The organism is Erythrobacter sp. S158, from assembly GCF_057364915.1.
The window spans coordinates 498,686-515,817 of sequence record NZ_CP200279.1 but is presented as its reverse complement, the minus strand read 5'-3'; the positions used below and the strand labels follow the sequence as shown (position 1 = coordinate 515,817).

Genomic DNA, 17,132 nt, shown 5'->3' with positions numbered 1-17,132 from the left:
GGGGCAATCCAGCTCCCGCTCCAATGTAACTATACGGAGATACGACTATGGCCGATGGTGATCGCCCCAGCGTGGGGACTTACCTGACCGACGAAGAAGCAAAGGAAATCCATGGCGCGTTCATGGGAACCTTTGGACTCTACGTCGCGATTGCAGTGGTAGCCCACATTCTCATCTGGGCTAACAAGCCCTGGCTGCCGCTCTGATCTTCCAAACCGCCTGATTGCCCTCGCTCTCGCCCTTATCGGGCGTGCGCATCGGCAAACCAAGCTCATGGAATAAGGAAACAATTATGTACAAGATTTGGCATCATTTCGATGTTCGCCGGACTCTGGTCGCACTTCATGTCGGCCTCGCTGTCCTGGCGTTCACGATCCACTTCATCCTGCTCAGCACCGAAAGCTACAACTGGCTCAGCTAATCCGCTGAGTTGGCCAAGCTTTTGAAGCTGAACAGCCAAACTTCGTGAGGGGGCAGGTTCGCCTGCCTGCCTCCCACAGACCGACACGCAACGATAACGCCCGCCCTTGAGGTGGGAAGGATGGACCTATGGCGCTCCTTAGTTTCGAGCGGAAATACCGCGTGCGCGGTGGCACAATAATCGGCGGCGACCTTTTTGATTTTTGGGTCGGGCCGTTTTACGTTGGGTTCTTCGGTGTATTGGTAGCGATCAGCGCCCTGTTGGGCACAATGCTGATCTTTGCCGCTGCAGCGCAGGGACCGACCCTCAACCCCTGGCTTATCGACATCCAGCCACCGCCGATAGAAGCCGGGCTAGCCTTTGCACCTCTTGCCGAGGGCGGATACCACCAGGTGATTACCCTGTGTGCGATCGTCGCTTTCGGGTCGTGGGTGATGAGGCAAGCGGAAATCTCACGCAAGCTGGGCATGAATTACCACGTGCCGATCGCATTCAGCGTCGCGGTTTTCGCCTTCGTTACTCTCAACGTGATCCGTCCGTTCTGGATGGGCGCCTGGGGGCACGCATTCCCGTATGGCATCTGGTCGCACTTGGACTGGGTTTCGTACACGGGCTACAACTACGTGAATTTCCATTACAATCCGGTGCACATGCTCGCGATCACGTTCTTCTTCACGAACTGTCTCGCGCTTGCATTGCATGGTGGTCTGGTTCTTTCGGCGGTCAACACCGGCGAAGGCAACGAGGTCCGCTCACCCGAATACGAAGACACGTATTTCCGTGACTTCATCGGTTATTCGGTCGGCACGCTGGGCATCCACCGTGTCGGGCTGTTCCTTGCGCTCAACGCAGGGTTCTGGAGCGCCATCTGCATCGTGATTTCGGGTACCTTGTACGCAGGAAGCTGGATCGAGTTCTGGGAATTCTGGCGGGCTATCCCGATTTGGGAAGGAGAACCGATCTGATGGCTACCTATCAAAACATCTTCACCCAAATCCAGGTCAAGGGGCCGCCCGAAATGGGCGTGCCGCTGCCGCCCGGTAACGAGCCGCGGATCAAGGCCACTGGCTACAGCTACTGGATGGGCAAGTTCGGTCAGGCTCAGATCGGTCCGATCTATCTTGGCCTGCTCGGCACGCTCTCGCTGGTCTTCGGCTTTGCCGCCTTCATGATCATCGGGCTCAACTTCTGGGCTCAGGCCGGTTGGGATCCCCAGACCTTCATGCGCGAGCTGTTCTGGCTTTCGCTTGATCCTCCGGGACCGGAATACGGCTTCAGCCCGTTCGTGCCGCTCAATGAGGGTGGCTGGTTCATCATGACCGGCGCTTTCCTGACGATTGCGGTACTCTGCTGGCTCGCCCGGACATATTACCGGGCAAAGGCGCTTGGCATGGGCCTCCATATCTTCTGGGCGTTTTCCTCGGCGATCTGGCTGTTCCTCGTGCTTGGCTTCATTCGGCCGCTGCTGCTTGGCAGCTGGGCAGAGGCAGTGCCTTACGGGGTGTTTAGCCACCTGGATTGGACCAACAACTTCTCGCTCATTCACGGGAACCTGTTCTACAATCCATTCCACGCGCTTTCGATCGTATTCCTGTATGGCTCGGCAGTTCTGTTCGCCATGCACGGCGCTACGATCCTCGCGGTTGGCCGCTACGGCGGTGAACGCGAGATCGAGCAGATCACCGATCGCGGGACTGCGTCTGAGCGTGCAGGTCTGTTCTGGCGCTGGACCATGGGCTTCAACGCCACGATGGAATCGATCCACCGCTGGGCGTGGTGGTTCGCGGTTCTCACGACCCTTACCGGCGGCATCGGCATCCTGCTTTCAGGAACCGTTGTCGACAACTGGTACCTATGGGCACAGGAGCACTACTACGCTCCGATGAATTAGGCGGTTCAAACGCCTCATAGGTCTATCTATCCAGAAGGCCCGGCTGCGCAGCGATGCGCGGCCGGGCTTTTTGGTTTGAGAATGAATGAGGGCTCTTTGTGTCCGATGGGAGCGCAGGCGAAGCGGGTGGACTAGGGAGTTACGGACCTATCGGATGCAGCGCTCCAAGGTCTCGATAGCCGATGATGAGAGCAGCTGATTGTGAGAAACCCTGATCTCGACGATGTCATCGGAATGCCGCGCTGAAATACGCATTTGCCCATCTGCTGAGAGATACGTCATACCTCTTGAGCAAGCCCTGCGATTGGTCCGGCAGGTATTGATAGGCTGAATGTCAGTCTTGATCCGTGTGCGGTTGCTGGAGACGCACTTCATCACATTGCGCAGGCTTCGGTCGCTCTTGTAGATCGTTACCGAGGAATACTCATCACCCCGTACGAAATTCCACGCAACGGCGGCTCCGACCAGTAGAACGAAAATAGCGAAGAGGATTCTGATCAAGGCGCGCCTTTGACGTCATCGAGGTGGGAGCGCGTTGTTTCGCCTTGGGATCGCGCTGTCAATGTACGCAAATCTGGTCGTCAACCAGATAAAGTCTGCACCAACCTACCCGGCCCCTGACAACCGCGTGCGCAGGTCCATAAGGTGCAGGGGCAGCGAAAATGCGAGCAAGACCGCGACCCACTCCCAACCGGCCCCGACCAAGGCGGCGCGAAGAGCAAGCACTATGAATACCGCGGGCCCCACCAGCCCCAATATCCGCGCCCAACTCCATTCGCGGGTGCGAAGCCACACCGCCTCCGCCCCTAGCACCGCCAGCACAAGATCGGCGGCATGACCGCTCGCGAAGAAGGCTTCGATCATGTCCATGGTTGCTCAGGCGCGCTCAGCCGAATGGGCCGTTGAGATCAACCACCGCCCAGTTGAGCGCCGCGGCAAATGTCACCCAGAGCAGATAGGGCAGGAACAGCAAGGCTGCTGGCTTCGAATACCTTCCGCAATAGACGACCAGGGCCACGATCGAGAGCCACAAGAGCAACACTTCTATAAACGCCCAGTCGGGCCGCTGGATGCGGAAGAAGATCATCGACCACGTGATGTTGAGAAACGCATTGAGCGCAAACAGCCCGATGATCGTATCCGAGACCTTGGGCGTGGGCGCGGCGCGCCACGCCGAGACAATCGCTGCGGTATTAAGCGCGAATATGATCGTCCAGCCCACCGGAAACAGGACATCGGGCGGGTTCCAGCCCGGTTTTTCGAGGCTTTGATACCATGGCCCCAGATCGGTGATCGTTGCTCCGAGAACCGCAACGATAGCCGCAGCAATGGCCGCCACGACAGCGGGCAATATCCAGGTCTTGCTCATACTCATGGCTGGTGATCCCTCTCCCGCCGCTTGAAAAACGTTACGAACTCGCCGGTCTGAGGCCGAGCAGGTGCGCTGTGTCCTTCAGGAATATCTTCACATGGGCGAGCGGTTTTTTCCGAACCAGCTTCTTGTTCATGTAGGCCTGCCAGGTGAGCTGCTGGACGTCCTTGTCGTCGCACATATCGACGAAACGCTCGCGCCTCTTGTCGCTCGAATACCAGAAATACTGCATGATCCCGAGGATCCAGAAAACGCGGCCGTGATCCTTCATGAAGCGTTTGCGCGCGGTCTTGAGCGCCTTGGCCTCGCCGGTCAGGAGCATCTGCGATGCCGCCTCAGCGGAGTAGCGTCCGCCGACCATCGCGTAGTAGATGCCCTCGCCCGATGCCGGGGCGACAATGCCGGCCGCGTCACCCGCGACGATGACGTCAGCGCCATTGTCCCAGCGCTTCAATGGCTTCAAGGGAATGGGCGCGCCTTCGCGGCGGATCGTCTCGCAGCGGGTTAGGTCGAGCTCACTGCGCATTTCGGAAACCGCGCCGCGCAGCGAAAAGCCTTTGTTTGCGCTGCCGACGCCGATGCTAGCCGTATCGCCGTGCGGGAACACCCACGCATAGAAATCGGGCGAGAGCTTGCCTTGATAGAAGACGTCGCAGCGGTCCGGATCGTAAGCATCGTCGTTTGCGATCATGCCCATTTGCGGCGACTTGATGATCTCGTGATAGGCGAAGACGCATTTGACCCGTTCCGCATCAGGCAGGCACTGCTTGGCAACGGAGGAGCGTGCTCCATCTGCACCGATGATACAGCGTGCACGGACCTTTTCGATTGGCCCGCCGCGTTCGCGCCTGAAGGTTACGATTGGGTGTGCGTGTTCGTCGCGCTCGACCTTGTCGAAAGTGGCGGTCAGGCGCTCCACGCCGGACATGCGGGCACGCTCACGCAGCCACTCATCGAACTCCTCGCGGTCGACCATGCCGACATAGCCGATCTCGCCGACCGGCATATCGACGGCGCGTCCCGAGGGAGCAATCATTCGGGCAGAGCGAGCGCGGGCTACCAGAAGCGATTGGGGAATGTCGAAATCATCCAAGGCGCGCGGCGGAATGGCTCCGCCGCACGGCTTGATCCGTCCGCCGCGCTCCATCAGCAGCACCGAATGGCCCGCAAGCGCGAGGTCGTTTGCAGCGGTTGCGCCAGCGGGGCCTCCGCCAACGACAACGACATCGTAGATTTTCTCGCTCATGCAAACACCTCTTCGTCCCTCTCGATAATGGCGCGCGCAGGCGCGAGCCCTCTGGCGGTGGCACGCACCGCGAGCCATGCGGCGAGCACGAAAAGACCCGCCTCAATGGCAAAAACTATCTGAAATGCGCTGGGGTCATGCGCGATCGCTCGGCGGGCAAGATCGAGGCCGCCCCCACCGAGCATTCCGCCCAGACCGAATGCAATCGCCTGCGCCGCGCCCCAGACGCCCATACGCACGCCCTCGCGCGTTTTCTCGCCGGCCCCGGCAAGACCCATCATCGCGCCGATCGCAGCAACCGCGAACAACCCGTTGCAAAAGCCGAGGACGAAGACGTTCAGGGCAATCGGCCAGCCCGGCCCAACCTGCGCGGCCATCGCGAGGCACGCGAGCGCGAGCGCCGATCCAAGGCAGCCGAACACGATCCAGTGGCGAAGCTCGAACGGGAGCCGTCCGGCAAATGCGCTGCCCCCGATCCCGGCTACGATCATGCCGACGAGCACGCCGCCAGACTGCATGCCGCCAAGCTGCGTGGATTGGCCCGGCGTCATGCCGAAGATCAATCCTGCGAATGGCTCGAGGATCAGGTCCTGCATGTTGAAGGCCATCATCGAGACGAAGATGAAAAGCGTGAAGCGGCGCGCGGCCTTTTCGTGCAGGATCTCGCGCAGGGCTTCCTTGAAGTCGGGAGGCGGGTCGCTCTTTGCGGTTTCAGCAAAGGCAAGCACCGCGCCCGATCGCGGCTCAATCCGGTAGATCGCGATGCAGGTAATAGCGATGCAGGTGAGAAGCAGGCCCGACGCGACCGATAACAGGCGCTCTGGCGAAAACGGTTGTAGCAAAGCGCCGACCGTGATGGCCGATACGACGATACCGGCGACCATCATGATCCAGGTGACCGCCGCAGCAGCTGCGCGACGTTCGGGCGCGACACCCGATGCCAGCAGCGCCAGCGCCGAAGTCCCGCTCGCCCCGACACCGACGCCGATCAGCGTGTAGCCGAGCACAGCGATGACCATTGCGAGCGTGAAATCCTGCTGGATCATCACCGTCGCCTGAACCGCCATGATCGCGCCAAGGCCTAGGACCACGATCCCGCCCGCAATCCAGAGCGAACGGCTACCGCCTTTGTCTGAGCCATGTCCCCATAGGGGCCGACCCAGCTGGACCGCGTAATGCCAACCAACAAGTGCCGCCGGGATGGCTCCCGCCAACGCATACTCGACCACCATCAACCGGTTGAGGACCGTGGTGATAAGCATCACCATTGCCCCGATCGAGGCCTGCACCAGGCCGATGCGGATAATCGCCAGCCATGACAGGCCACGATTCGCCGGAGGCGCTGCTGGCGCGTGCATCAGATGTAACCCCCAAGGCCGAGGGCAGCGGCAAGCATGCCGAGAACATAAAGCGTCACGCCCACGCCATTATACCAGGGTGCATAGCGCTTCGGATTGCCAAGCAGGCGCGGCATGGCCGCAAACTGAGCCAACAGCACCCCGCCGACGATCAAAGCTGAAAGCGTAAGGCCCCAATAGGCCAGAAGCGCAATGACCGCGATTTGCGCGAGCGCCATGACCGCGCAGGCAAAGCGCGCTGCGGGCGTCACCCCCAGTATGACGGGAAGCGAGCGAAGGCCTGTCGCCCTGTCGCCCTCAACCGCTTTGAAATCGTTGAGCGTCATGATGCCGTGGGCGCCCAGGCTGTAGAGCACCAGAACGATCAGAATCTCTGAGCGCGGCATCGCGCCAAGAATGACCGCAGCGCCAGTGAACCAGCTCAGCCCTTCATAGGTAAGGCCGACAACCGCCGGACCTGTCCAACCGCTTGTCTTGAAGCGGAACGGCGGCGCGCTGTAACCCCATGCGAGTGCCAGCCCGACGAGTGCTGCGACGAAGACCAGCGGTCCGAGCAGCCATGCGACCACTGCTGAAACGATGGTCGCCATGATGGCGATATAGAGCCCCCAGCGTCCGGGAATGCGGCCTGAGGGTATGGGGCGGTCAGGTTCATTGATGGCATCGACATGGCGGTCGAACCAATCGTTGACGGCCTGGCTCGTCCCGCAAACGAGCGGACCTGCAAGCAACACACCGCCCAACACGAAGAGCCATCGCCCGTCGAGGCCAGCTCCCGACGAGACAGCACCACACATGAAAGCCCACATCGGCGGGAACCACGTGATCGGCTTGAGCAGTTCGAGAATATCACGAGGTCTGGGACGCAAGGGCGCTGGCGCCTGAGTAATGGGCACTTCGCGAGTTGAGACGGCGGACCTCTCCATGTCGTAAATCTATGCCTGACAGGCGTATGCGTCAAACTAATTGGACACTATGATGTGTCCGATCACCCGTTTTGCGACGATATCCGGATTTTGAGCGCCGATTGCGAGTCTTTAGCGGCGCAGAGCGGGCGCGCATGCAGCACAGCCTCGCCGAAAGCGCCTTGATCTCGCGAATCTCCAAACACCTGATTTCACGATGCAATTGATGTGAATGAGCCAGCGGAGGACTACCCAAAGCTCCTGCGCAGGCCCTCGGCGCGCGTTGAAGTGGCCTATTCGGGATCACTCGGCAGGTTGCCAAGCCCATGCCTGTGAAGCTTGGAATAGAGGCTCTGACGCGACAGGCCGAGGATTTCCGCGGCCGATGCGCGGTTGTCCGAGGTGTATTGAAGCGCCGCCTCAATGCACAAGCGCTCAATAAGATCGGTGCTTTCGCGCACGATTTCCTTGAGCGACATCCGCCCGACAAGGTCGGTGAGTTGCTCCACCGAACGCGGCAGGTCCTGCGATCCGGGTGGCAAATCGCGCAACCGGCGGCCGATCGGACGGATCACGAAAGCGTACAACCCACCTTCGCCACTTGAGCGCACCGCTGACAATTCGATCGGCTCGCCCTCGATGTTATCGCCGATGCGAAGCACGGTCGAGACGTTGCGGGCACATCCATACTGGTCGATCTGACCCTCGATCAGTTCCAGATCGATGCCCGGACGTCCAATCCAGCTTGCCAGCGCCCGGCCTCGCAACGGGTCAACACTGGCGGCCTGCACCAGCTCAACGAAAGCGTTGTTGCAACTGACGAGGTCGAGGTTGGAATCGGCCAAGACGAATGCGTCCGGCATCTGATCGACTAGCTCGAGCGCCGGAGAGAAGCCGCCTGCATCGCCTTGATCCATTTGAGGCGAAAGCTTGAGAAGGAGGTATTGCCCCCTGTCCTGAGTAAAGGCCGCAGCGGTGGCCGCTACCTCTGTGGAGCCCTTCGTGAGGGTCACACTCAAAGGTGTTACATGCTCGGACGCCAGTGCCGCTCCGACGAGATTTTGAAGCGTGTCACGCGATGCTTTTTCCACAAGCGTGGGGAGCTTCTTGCCCGGCAAGCTTCCCGACCGAACACCCATCAGCGTGTGAGCAGCGGGGTTGGCCTCACGGATTCGCAGGGTTGCGGCCTCGACGATCATGACCGGCTCGCCCGACATCTCGAACAGCATCCGATATCGCGCTTCGAGCTGGCGCATGCGCAGATAGTCGCGTTCAAGCGATTGCTGCACCTGAAGCAGACGCTGCTGCATCTTGCCGGCCTCGCGCAGATCGCGCCCGAAGGCGATGCGGTGTTCGCCTCCATTGACAGTCAGAACGGCATAGCGGATTGGTACATCGCCATCGCGGGTCGGATGATTGACCTGGCGCCAATGCTGCACCTCACCGCGCCTCGCGGCTGCCAGCATTTCCATGACTTTGGGGCGACTTTCGACAGTAACCGTGTCGATCCAGTTGGTGCCTTCCCAGCCTTCAAAGCCGGGGAATTCCTTGGGATCGAAGGCGGTGTCGACAATCATTCCGGTGTCGTCGAGCACGAGGGTGATGTCACCAGCAACCATCGCGAGCTTCATCGCCGCGTCGGCGTCAAGCGAGTTGAAAAGCTCGGCGGCCTTGCCGAACGGATTCTTACCTTCGATGGAGTGCTTTCGGGTCAGCATCTACAGGCCCACCCTATTTCAGCATATGCGCACGCACCACGGCGGACTGGACCAATCGCTCTGCCACATCGAGTGCGGCCCGAGCGTCGGCGCCGGTCCCATCGGCTCCCACTTCGGCAACTAGTGCAGGGTTTTGGTTGATCATTCGACCACCGATTAAAATAGAGAGGTGCGGATTTGCAGACACGCTGCGCATCGCCTTGATTATGTTTGTTACAGCGGCGCTAGGGCAATCGCGTGAAAGCGTCAATCCTACGACGTCGAACGGCTCTCTAGAGAGCGCGTCGAGAAGTTCCTTGCGCAAAGGCTTGGTCAGAACCCTGCTGTTCCACCCTGCGCGGGCGAAAATCTCGTCCATCATCAGCGCGCCGAAATTGTGCTGGTCGCCCGGCATCGGCGCGAAAAGCGCACGGGCCGCCTCAGGCGGCGCAAGCGGCGGGCGAATGGGAGCGCGCGCGGAAATCTCGCGCATAACTTCCTGCAGTCGCCACAAACCCATCGTGACGTCCAGGAAATCGGCTTCATCGTCTTCCCACATCTCGCCAAGACGGCGCGCTGCCGGAGCAAGAAGGTCGAGGAAAACCGCTTCGACACTGACACCATCGGCCAGGAAAGCATCGACCTCCTCGAGCAAGTTTGCCGCCTCGAGCCGCAAGGGCAGCAGCGCGAATTTGTTCGCGGCGGAAGGATCGATCTCCGAATGGGGTACGGCCCCGCCTGTACCAATGGCGTGAGCCATCAGGAGGCGCGGTATGATCTCGCCTTCGATGATTGCGTTGATAGAGTCGCCGGCAAGCGCTTGGTTGTCCGGATTGGTGGACTGATCATCGCCCTCGGAGTCTTTGCGAAGCTTCAAGGAAGCGGACATGACCCTGCGCAACGCGGCCGAGCCAGCGCCGATCATTCCTGTGCCCTTTTGAGCTGCCATTGCTGACCCTTCCCGTCCACCGGCTGATAGTCTCCGGTGATGGCGCGGGTCCCCGCGTCGAGGCTGACGAGGTCGGATGATGCCCGACACCTGTTCCGTCAACGCGACTCCACTACACCAATCACTCTTCCTTAGCAAATAGCCTAAGGAACTCGCCGTCAGACTGTCCACTTTATTTTACGTCTAATTTGTTTGACACTCGCAGGTCGAGGGGCGTAGTCTTGCATTCTGACAGCAAAGGCTATCGATGAGGATGACTCGACAAGATCTCTCATCCTCGGCTGGCTCCGCACCGCCTTCCGGCAGTGCGCGAGGACAAGCGGGGATCCAGGGGGCGCTCTACTCACCAGAGGAGCGCCGACGGAGGGACGAGTCGGTCTGGACCTTGGTCCAGGGCTTCCTCGCGCCGCTGCAATTCCTTGTTTTCCTTGTCAGTCTCGGACTTGTCCTTCGCACGCTTTCAAGCGGCGAAGGCGCATGGCTCGCGGACGCCTCGATCGTGATTAAGACGCTGGTACTCTACACCATCATGATCACCGGCTCGATCTGGGAGAAGGTCGTGTTCGGCAAGTGGCTCTTCGCCCCCGCCTTTTTCTGGGAAGACGTCTTCTCGATGGCGGTGCTTGCGCTGCACACGCTCTACCTTGCCATGCTCTTTGGTGCGATCGGCACGATGGAGCAACGACTCGGCGTCGCGCTGGCGGCTTACGCGGCCTATGTCATCAATGCCGGACAGTTTCTCTGGAAACTGCGCATGGCGCGCCTGCAGGGCAACAATGCCGAGGCGGTGCCCGCATGACGCCGCCGCTCGACACTCCACTGGCTGGCTGCGATGCCCCTCAGGCCGCACAATCACGCCCGATCCTGCGTGAACGCGGACAGCGCGAGGTGTTCTGCGGGCTCACTGGGATCGTGTGGCTGCACCGCAAGATGCAGGATGCGTTCTTCCTGGTGGTCGGCTCGCGCACATGTGCGCACCTTCTGCAATCGGCAGCGGGCGTGATGATCTTCGCCGAACCGCGCTTTGCAACCGCGATCATGGAAGAGCGCGACCTTGCAGGCATGGTCGATGCGCAGGACGAACTCGACCGAGTGGTAACCCGGCTTCTGGCTCGCAGGCCCGATATCAAGACGCTGTTCCTCGTTGGCTCGTGCCCTTCTGAGGTCATCAAGCTCGATCTTGCCAAGGCTGCACAGCGTCTCGGCGCACAGCACATGCCGAATGTACGCATCCTCAATTATTCGGGCAGCGGGATCGAGACGACCTTCACGCAAGGCGAAGACGCCTGCCTCGCCGCGCTTGTGCCGGAAATGCCGGTTCTGGCAGCGGACGCGCCCACGCAATTGCTCGTGGTCGGCTCGCTCCCCGATATCGTAGAGGACCAGTTCCTTCGGCTGTTCGATCAGCTCGGTATCGACAATGTCGGCGTCCTGCCTGCCCGCAATGCCCGCGACCTGCCGCCTGTCGGCCCGAATACGCGCTACCTCCTAGCCCAGCCTTTCCTGTCAGACACGGCAATGGCGCTCGAGGATCGTGGAGCGAAGCGGATCGATGCGCTCTTCCCGTTTGGCGCGGAGGGCACAACCGGTTGGCTCCACGCTGCCGCACGCGAGTTCGGTATCGACGAAGCGCACTTCAACGCCGTCGTCGCACCGGGCCGCGAACGGGCAAAGCGCGCCATCGAGCATGCCCGCGAAAACCTCGAGGGCAAGCGCATAAGCTTCTTGCCGGATTCGCAGCTTGAAGTGCCGCTGGCTCGCTTCCTTTCAACCGAGCTTGGCATGATTCCGGTCGAAGTCGGGACGCCCTATCTCCACCGCGCTCACTACGCTCAGGAGCTTGACCTCATTCCGCCATCGACACGCATCAGCGAAGGCCAGCACGTCGAGCGCCAGCTTGACCGTGTGCGCGAGGACAAGCCCGATCTGACCGTCTGCGGTCTCGGCCTTGCCAATCCGCTCGAGGCTGAAGGCTTCAGCACGAAGTGGGCAATTGAGCTTGTCTTCTCACCAATCCACGGTTTCGATCAGGCAGGCGACCTCGCTGAGCTTTTCGCCCGGCCCCTGCGCCGCCGTGACAGGCTGGAGGTGTAAAGATGCAGCTCTCTGTCTGGACATATGAAGGACCGCCCCACGTTGGCGCGATGCGCATCGCCACCGCGATGAAGAGCCTGCATTACGTCCTCCACGCGCCGCAGGGCGACACCTATGCCGACCTGCTCTTCACCATGATCGAGCGTCGCGGCGCTCGTCCGCCGGTAACCTACACCACATTCGAAGCGCGCGATCTTGGCAAGGATACAGCCCAGCTGTTCCAAGACGCCGCGCGCGACGCAGCGGAACGGTTCAAGCCGCAGGCTATGATCGTGGGCGCTTCATGCACGGCTGAACTGATCCAGGACGATCCGGGCGGATTATCCGAAGCGATGGACCTGCCCTGCCCGGCAATCCCGCTTGAGCTTCCCAGCTACCAACGCAAGGAAAACTGGGGCGCGGCGGAAACATTCTACCAGATCGTGCGGCATCTGGCGGACAAGGACCTCACGCCGGCCCCGCGTGAAGGACGCGCTGCTCGGGCCAATATCCTCGGCCCCACCGCGCTTGGCTTCCGCCACCGCGACGATCTGGTCGAGATCCGCAAAATTCTCGATGCGCTGGGCGTCGAGATCAATCTCGTCGCGCCGCTGGACGCGACCCCGTCGGACATCGCGCGCATTGGCGCTGCCGACTTTAACATCGTACTTTATCCCGAAATCGCAGATGAGGCGGCCCGCTGGCTCGAACGTACGTTCAAGCAGCCAACGGTCCGCACAACGCCTATCGGTGTGAGCGCCACACGCGCGTTCATTGCCGAGGTCGCCGAGTTGGCAGGTGCAGATCCCACGCCTGCCCTCGGCGACCAATCATCCAGGCTTCCATGGTGGAGCCGCAGCGTCGATTCGACGTATCTCACCGGCAAGCGCGTCTTCATTTTCGGAGACGCAACCCATGCCGTCGCGGCCGCGCGCATTGCTCAGGACGAGCTTGGCTTCGAGGTATGCGGACTTGGTTGCTACAACCGCGAATTCGCCCGCGAAATTCGCGAAGCGGCAAAGCTCTACGGCGTCGAACCGCTCATCACCGACGATCATCTTGCGGTAGAAGATGCGATTGCTGAGGCTTCGCCCGAACTCGTGCTCGGCACGCAGATGGAGCGGCACATCGCCAAGCGGCTCGGCATGCCCTGCGCGGTGATTTCGGCGCCGGTTCACGTGCAGGACTTCCCGGCGCGCCACAGCCCGCAAATGGGTTTCGAGGGCGCGAATGTGATCTTCGATACCTGGGTGCACCCGCTGGTGATGGGCCTTGAAGAGCACCTGCTCACCATGTTCCGCGAGGATTTCGAATTCTCCGACGAAGCCGGTGCATCGCATCACGCAGCACACTCACCACGCGCCCCGACAATCGACGCCGAAGTGCCAGAAGAGCCGGTCATTCCTCAAACGCCGACGAACCCGGACAGCATCTGGACGGTAGAGGCAGAGCGCGAGCTCAAGAAAATCCCGTTCTTTGTAAGAGGCAAGGCGCGGCGCAATACCGAGGCCTTCGCCCAGGATCAGGGCCGCTCAGAGATCGACCTTGAAACCTTGTACGACGCCAAAGCGCATTATGCACGGTAGGGCGGACCATCCCTCCCCTCCGGGTGGTGACCAGCGCAAGGCTCCTGTGCGCGTCACCATCATCACGCTCGACAACCACCTGAAAGGCGCGGTTGATCGGGCTGACGAGGTGCTGGCCGAGGACAACATCGAACTCACGCTCCATGCCGCATCCGAATGGGGCAGCGAGAACGGAGCGCTCGAGAGCGCAAAGGAAGCGGTCGAGAACGCCGACATCGTCATCGCAACGATGCTGTTCCTCGACGACCATGTGCGCGCAATCCTCCCCACGCTCGAAGCGCGGCGCGAGGAATGCGACGCGATGGTCTGCCTTATGTCGGCAGGCGAAGTGGTGAAGCTGACCCGCATGGGCGGCTACCGCATGGATGCGCCCGCCAAGGGCCCGCTCGCGCTTCTCAAGAAGCTGCGCGGATCGAAAAAGGCGGGAGCAAGTTCGGGCGCGGGGCAGATGAAGATGCTGCGACGCCTGCCAAAGATCCTGAAATTCATTCCGGGCACCGCTCAGGACGTGCGGGCCTATTTCCTGACGTTGCAATACTGGCTTGCTGGTTCGGACGAGAACGTCATTGCCATGGCCCGCGCCCTGATCGACCGCTACGCTGCGGGCGAGCGTGCTGATCGCCGCGGCGAAACCAAGGCCGACGCACCGATCGAGTATCCTGAGACCGGCGTCTATCACCCGCGCACCAAGCAGCGGATCTCAGAGACGCTGCGCCTGCTGCCGCGCGATGGCAAGGCAAACGGCAACGGCAAGAACGGCACGGTCGGACTGATCCTGCTGCGCTCCTACCTGCTGGGACACGATAGCGGCCACTATGACGGCGCTATCGCGGCTTTCGAAGCGGCGGGAATGAAGGTCGTTCCCGTCTTTGCAAGCGGGCTCGATGCCCGCCCGGCCATCGAGAAATTCTTTGTCGAGAACGGTGAGCCCGTGGTCGATGCCATCGTCAATCTGACCGGCTTCAGCCTTGTGGGCGGCCCCGCCTATAACGACGCGAAGGCCGCACGCGAGATTTTGGGCGATCTGGATGTGCCTTACGTCGCGGCGCACGCCATCGAATTCCAAAGCCTCGAGGAATGGCGCTCGCGCGACCAGGGCCTGCTCCCGCTCGAAGCGACCATGATGGTAGCACTTCCCGAGCTCGACGGTTCGATCACACCGAGCGTCTTTGGCGGTCGCCCCGCTCCCGGATCACCCGTTTGCAATGGTTGCGAACGCAAGTGCGAGCACGTGGCATCCGAGCGCCTCAATCCAATGCAAGGTTGCCCTGAGCGGGCCGAAGCGCTGGCAAATCGCGTAGCCAAACTGATCGAACTTCGCCGTTCGGAGCGGTCGAACCGCAAGCTCGCGGTCGTTCTCTTCAACTTCCCGCCCAATGCAGGCGCCACAGGTTCGGCAGCGTTCCTCGCGGTCTACGAATCGCTCTTCGCGACGCTCACCCGGTTTGCAGCAGAAGGCTATTCGGTCGATCTTCCCGAAAGTGTCGATGCCCTGCGTGACGCGATCCTAAAGGGCAATTCGGAGCAATTTGGCGCTGACGCCAACGTCGCGCACCGTGTGCCTGCCGACGAACATGTCCGCCGCGAAACACACCTCGCCGAGATCGAGGCGCAATGGGGCCCGGCTCCCGGCAAGGCGCAGACAGACGGCTCGCATATTCAGGTTCTCGGCGCGCATTTCGGCAACGTCTTTGTCGGGGTGCAGCCAGCCTTCGGATATGAAGGCGACCCAATGCGCATGTTGTTTGCTGGCAACTTTGCGCCGACGCACGCCTTCAGCGCTTTCTATCGCTACATCCGCGAAGACTTCGGCGCGCACAGCGTCTTGCATTTCGGCACACACGGTGCGCTCGAATTCATGCCGGGCAAGCAGACCGGCATGACCAGCGAATGCTGGCCAGAACGCCTGATCGGCAACATTCCCAATTACTATCTATACGCCGCGAACAACCCGACCGAAGGGATGCTCGCCAAGCGGCGCAGCGCGGCGACACTTGTGAGCTACCTGACGCCGCCTCTCGCGCAGGCTGGCCTTTACAAGGGGCTCAGCGAACTCAAGGCCAGCGTCGAACGCTGGCGCATGAGCGATGACCCGCAGGAGCGCGCGGACCTGGCGCAGATCATTACCGACCAGAGCGACGCGCTCGACATCGATTATGCGGACCTATCGGAGCTTCCGGCCAAGCTCTACGAGCTGGAAGAGGCGCTGATCCCGCATGGTCTGCATGTCCTGGGGAGCAACCCAGCTGGCGACCGGCGCGAGGCTATGCTCGACGCGATGGTGGAGGCTTCGGGAGAAGACACCGACCGCGAAGCGCTCGGTGAAAAGCTCGACTCAAGCGACGAACTCGCCTCGCTGATCCACGCGCTCGACGGCGGCTATGTCCAGCCTGCTCCCGGCGGGGATGTGGTGGCGAACCCCGATGTCCTTCCGACGGGCCGCAACATTCATGGCTTCGACCCCTTCCTCATCCCGAGCGCATATGCTTGCAAACAGGGCGCCGAACAGGCCGAGCGTCTGCTTGCTCGCCATGTCGAAAGCGGTGCGGAATTTCCGAGCAGCATCGCGATGGTGTTGTGGGGTACGGACAACATGAAGTCCGAAGGCGTCCAGATCGCGCAGGCGATGACGCTGATGGGCGCAAGGCCTCGGCGCGATTCCTATGGCCGGCTGTGCGGGGCAGAGCTTATCCCGCTCGAAGAACTCGGCCGCCCGCGCATCGATGTTGTCATGACGCTTTCGGGCATTTTCCGCGACCTGCTGCCGCTGCAGACCCGAATGCTGGCCGAAGCCGCCTTCCTCGCCGCTCAGGCCGACGAACCTGCCCATGCCAACTTCGTGCGCAAGCACTCTCTCAGCCACGCCGAGGCGCATGGCGTCGATCTGGAAACGGCGGCGCTAAGGGTCTTCTCCAACCAGGAAGGCGCTTACGGCGCGCAGGTGAACCAGATGATCGATGGCGGCGTCTGGGCGGACCCTGACGAACTCGCCAATGCGTTCGAGATCAACAAGGGCTTCGCTTACGGCGTGCATGGCGAACCCGTGCAGCGCCGCGAATTGCTCACCTCGGCGCTCAAGGATGTCGAGTTCACCTACCAGAACCTTGAGAGCATCGAAGTCGGTATCACCGACCTCGACCAATATGTCGACGGACTTGGCGGGGTCAGCCGCTCGGTTGCGCGTGCCAAAGGCAAAGATGCTCCTGTCTACATCCTTGATGCGACGCGCGGGAACGCCAAAGTGCGCACACTCGCCGAACAGATCGACCTCGAAACCCGTACGCGCACGCTCAACCCTAAATGGTTCGAAGGCCTGCTCGATCACGGTTTCGAAGGTGTTCGCAACATCGAGCAGCACGTCACCAACACGCTCGGTTGGTCGGCAACCACGGGCAAGGTTGCGCCGTGGGTCTACCAGAAGATTTCCGAGACATTCGTGCTCGACGAAGAGATGCGCCGACGTCTCTCCGAGCTCAATCCGAAAGCCAGCGCGCGCGTGGCCGGACGCCTGCTTGAAGCCTGCGACCGCCATCTGTGGGAGCCCGACGAGGCCACCCTCGCTGCGCTGCGCGAAGCCAATGACGAACTCGAAGATCGCCTCGAAGGCGTCTTCGTGGCTCAAGAATAAGAGGGA

Annotated in this window: 15 protein-coding genes; 8 read left to right on the top strand and 7 right to left on the bottom strand. The window is 61.2% G+C overall.

Annotation, left to right across the window (positions count from 1 at the left end; genetic code table 11):
* Positions 1-47 precede the first annotated feature (47 nt).
* The 4 genes from pufB (at position 48) to pufM (ending at position 2,312) form a co-directional block, all read left to right on the top strand.
* Complete coding sequence (pufB, locus tag AC0V6T_RS02525; protein ID WP_007164989.1) at positions 48-206, top strand: light-harvesting antenna LH1, beta subunit; 159 nt, start codon at positions 48-50, stop codon at positions 204-206.
* A gap of 86 nt (positions 207-292) precedes the next feature.
* Complete coding sequence (gene pufA / locus AC0V6T_RS02520) at positions 293-421, top strand: light-harvesting antenna LH1, alpha subunit (RefSeq protein WP_007164990.1); 129 nt, start codon at positions 293-295, stop codon at positions 419-421.
* 128 nt (positions 422-549) lie between these two features.
* Positions 550-1,386 (top strand): photosynthetic reaction center subunit L, encoded by an 837-nt coding sequence (gene pufL, locus AC0V6T_RS02515; RefSeq protein ID WP_486124049.1) that lies wholly within the window; start codon positions 550-552, stop codon positions 1,384-1,386.
* Positions 1,386-2,312: a photosynthetic reaction center subunit M gene (gene pufM, locus AC0V6T_RS02510; protein WP_007164992.1), complete on the top strand. Its 927-nt coding sequence runs from the start codon at positions 1,386-1,388 to the stop codon at positions 2,310-2,312. Before pufL ends, pufM begins: the two co-directional genes overlap by 1 nt.
* 606 nt (positions 2,313-2,918) lie before the next feature.
* Here pufM and AC0V6T_RS02505 read toward each other — a convergent pair.
* The 7 genes from AC0V6T_RS02505 to AC0V6T_RS02475 all read right to left on the bottom strand — a co-directional run bounded on the left by AC0V6T_RS02505 (position 2,919) and on the right by AC0V6T_RS02475 (position 9,839).
* Entirely contained in the window at positions 2,919-3,182 is a 264-nt protein-coding gene (locus tag AC0V6T_RS02505) for a hypothetical protein (RefSeq protein WP_486124047.1), read from the bottom strand.
* Positions 3,183-3,198: 16 nt separating this feature from the next.
* Entirely contained in the window at positions 3,199-3,687 is a 489-nt protein-coding gene (locus tag AC0V6T_RS02500; protein ID WP_241761204.1) for a TspO/MBR family protein, read from the bottom strand.
* 34 nt (positions 3,688-3,721) lie between these two features.
* Complete coding sequence (locus AC0V6T_RS02495; RefSeq protein WP_486124045.1) at positions 3,722-4,930, bottom strand: geranylgeranyl diphosphate reductase; 1,209 nt, start codon at positions 4,928-4,930, stop codon at positions 3,722-3,724.
* Positions 4,927-6,288: a BCD family MFS transporter gene (locus AC0V6T_RS02490; RefSeq protein WP_486124043.1), complete on the bottom strand. Its 1,362-nt coding sequence runs from the start codon at positions 6,286-6,288 to the stop codon at positions 4,927-4,929. The genes AC0V6T_RS02495 and AC0V6T_RS02490 overlap by 4 nt, the downstream gene beginning before the upstream one ends.
* A complete protein-coding gene (chlG, locus tag AC0V6T_RS02485) occupies positions 6,288-7,214 on the bottom strand; it encodes a chlorophyll synthase ChlG (RefSeq protein WP_486124041.1) in 927 nt (308 codons plus the stop codon). Before chlG ends, AC0V6T_RS02490 begins: the two co-directional genes overlap by 1 nt.
* A gap of 272 nt (positions 7,215-7,486) precedes the next feature.
* A complete protein-coding gene (ppsR, locus tag AC0V6T_RS02480) occupies positions 7,487-8,911 on the bottom strand; it encodes a transcriptional regulator PpsR (protein WP_486124039.1) in 1,425 nt (474 codons plus the stop codon).
* 13 nt (positions 8,912-8,924) lie between these two features.
* Positions 8,925-9,839, bottom strand: coding sequence for a cobalamin B12-binding domain-containing protein (locus tag AC0V6T_RS02475; protein ID WP_486124037.1), 915 nt, complete (start codon positions 9,837-9,839; stop codon positions 8,925-8,927).
* A gap of 325 nt (positions 9,840-10,164) precedes the next feature.
* Between AC0V6T_RS02475 and bchF the strand changes: the two genes are divergently transcribed.
* From bchF to AC0V6T_RS02455, 4 genes are read left to right on the top strand one after another with little or no spacing between them, the layout of a single operon-like run.
* Entirely contained in the window at positions 10,165-10,638 is a 474-nt protein-coding gene (gene bchF / locus AC0V6T_RS02470; protein ID WP_486128478.1) for a 2-vinyl bacteriochlorophyllide hydratase, read from the top strand.
* On the top strand, positions 10,635-11,933 hold the full coding sequence (locus tag AC0V6T_RS02465) for a ferredoxin:protochlorophyllide reductase (ATP-dependent) subunit N (RefSeq protein WP_486124035.1): 1,299 nt from the start codon (positions 10,635-10,637) through the stop codon (positions 11,931-11,933). The genes bchF and AC0V6T_RS02465 overlap by 4 nt, the downstream gene beginning before the upstream one ends.
* A 2-nt stretch (positions 11,934-11,935) precedes the next feature.
* Positions 11,936-13,498, top strand: a complete 1,563-nt coding sequence (gene bchB, locus AC0V6T_RS02460) for a ferredoxin:protochlorophyllide reductase (ATP-dependent) subunit B (protein WP_486124033.1) — start codon at positions 11,936-11,938, stop codon at positions 13,496-13,498.
* On the top strand, positions 13,488-17,126 hold the full coding sequence (locus tag AC0V6T_RS02455) for a magnesium chelatase subunit H (RefSeq protein WP_486124031.1): 3,639 nt from the start codon (positions 13,488-13,490) through the stop codon (positions 17,124-17,126). The genes bchB and AC0V6T_RS02455 overlap by 11 nt, the downstream gene beginning before the upstream one ends.
* Positions 17,127-17,132 lie beyond the last annotated feature (6 nt).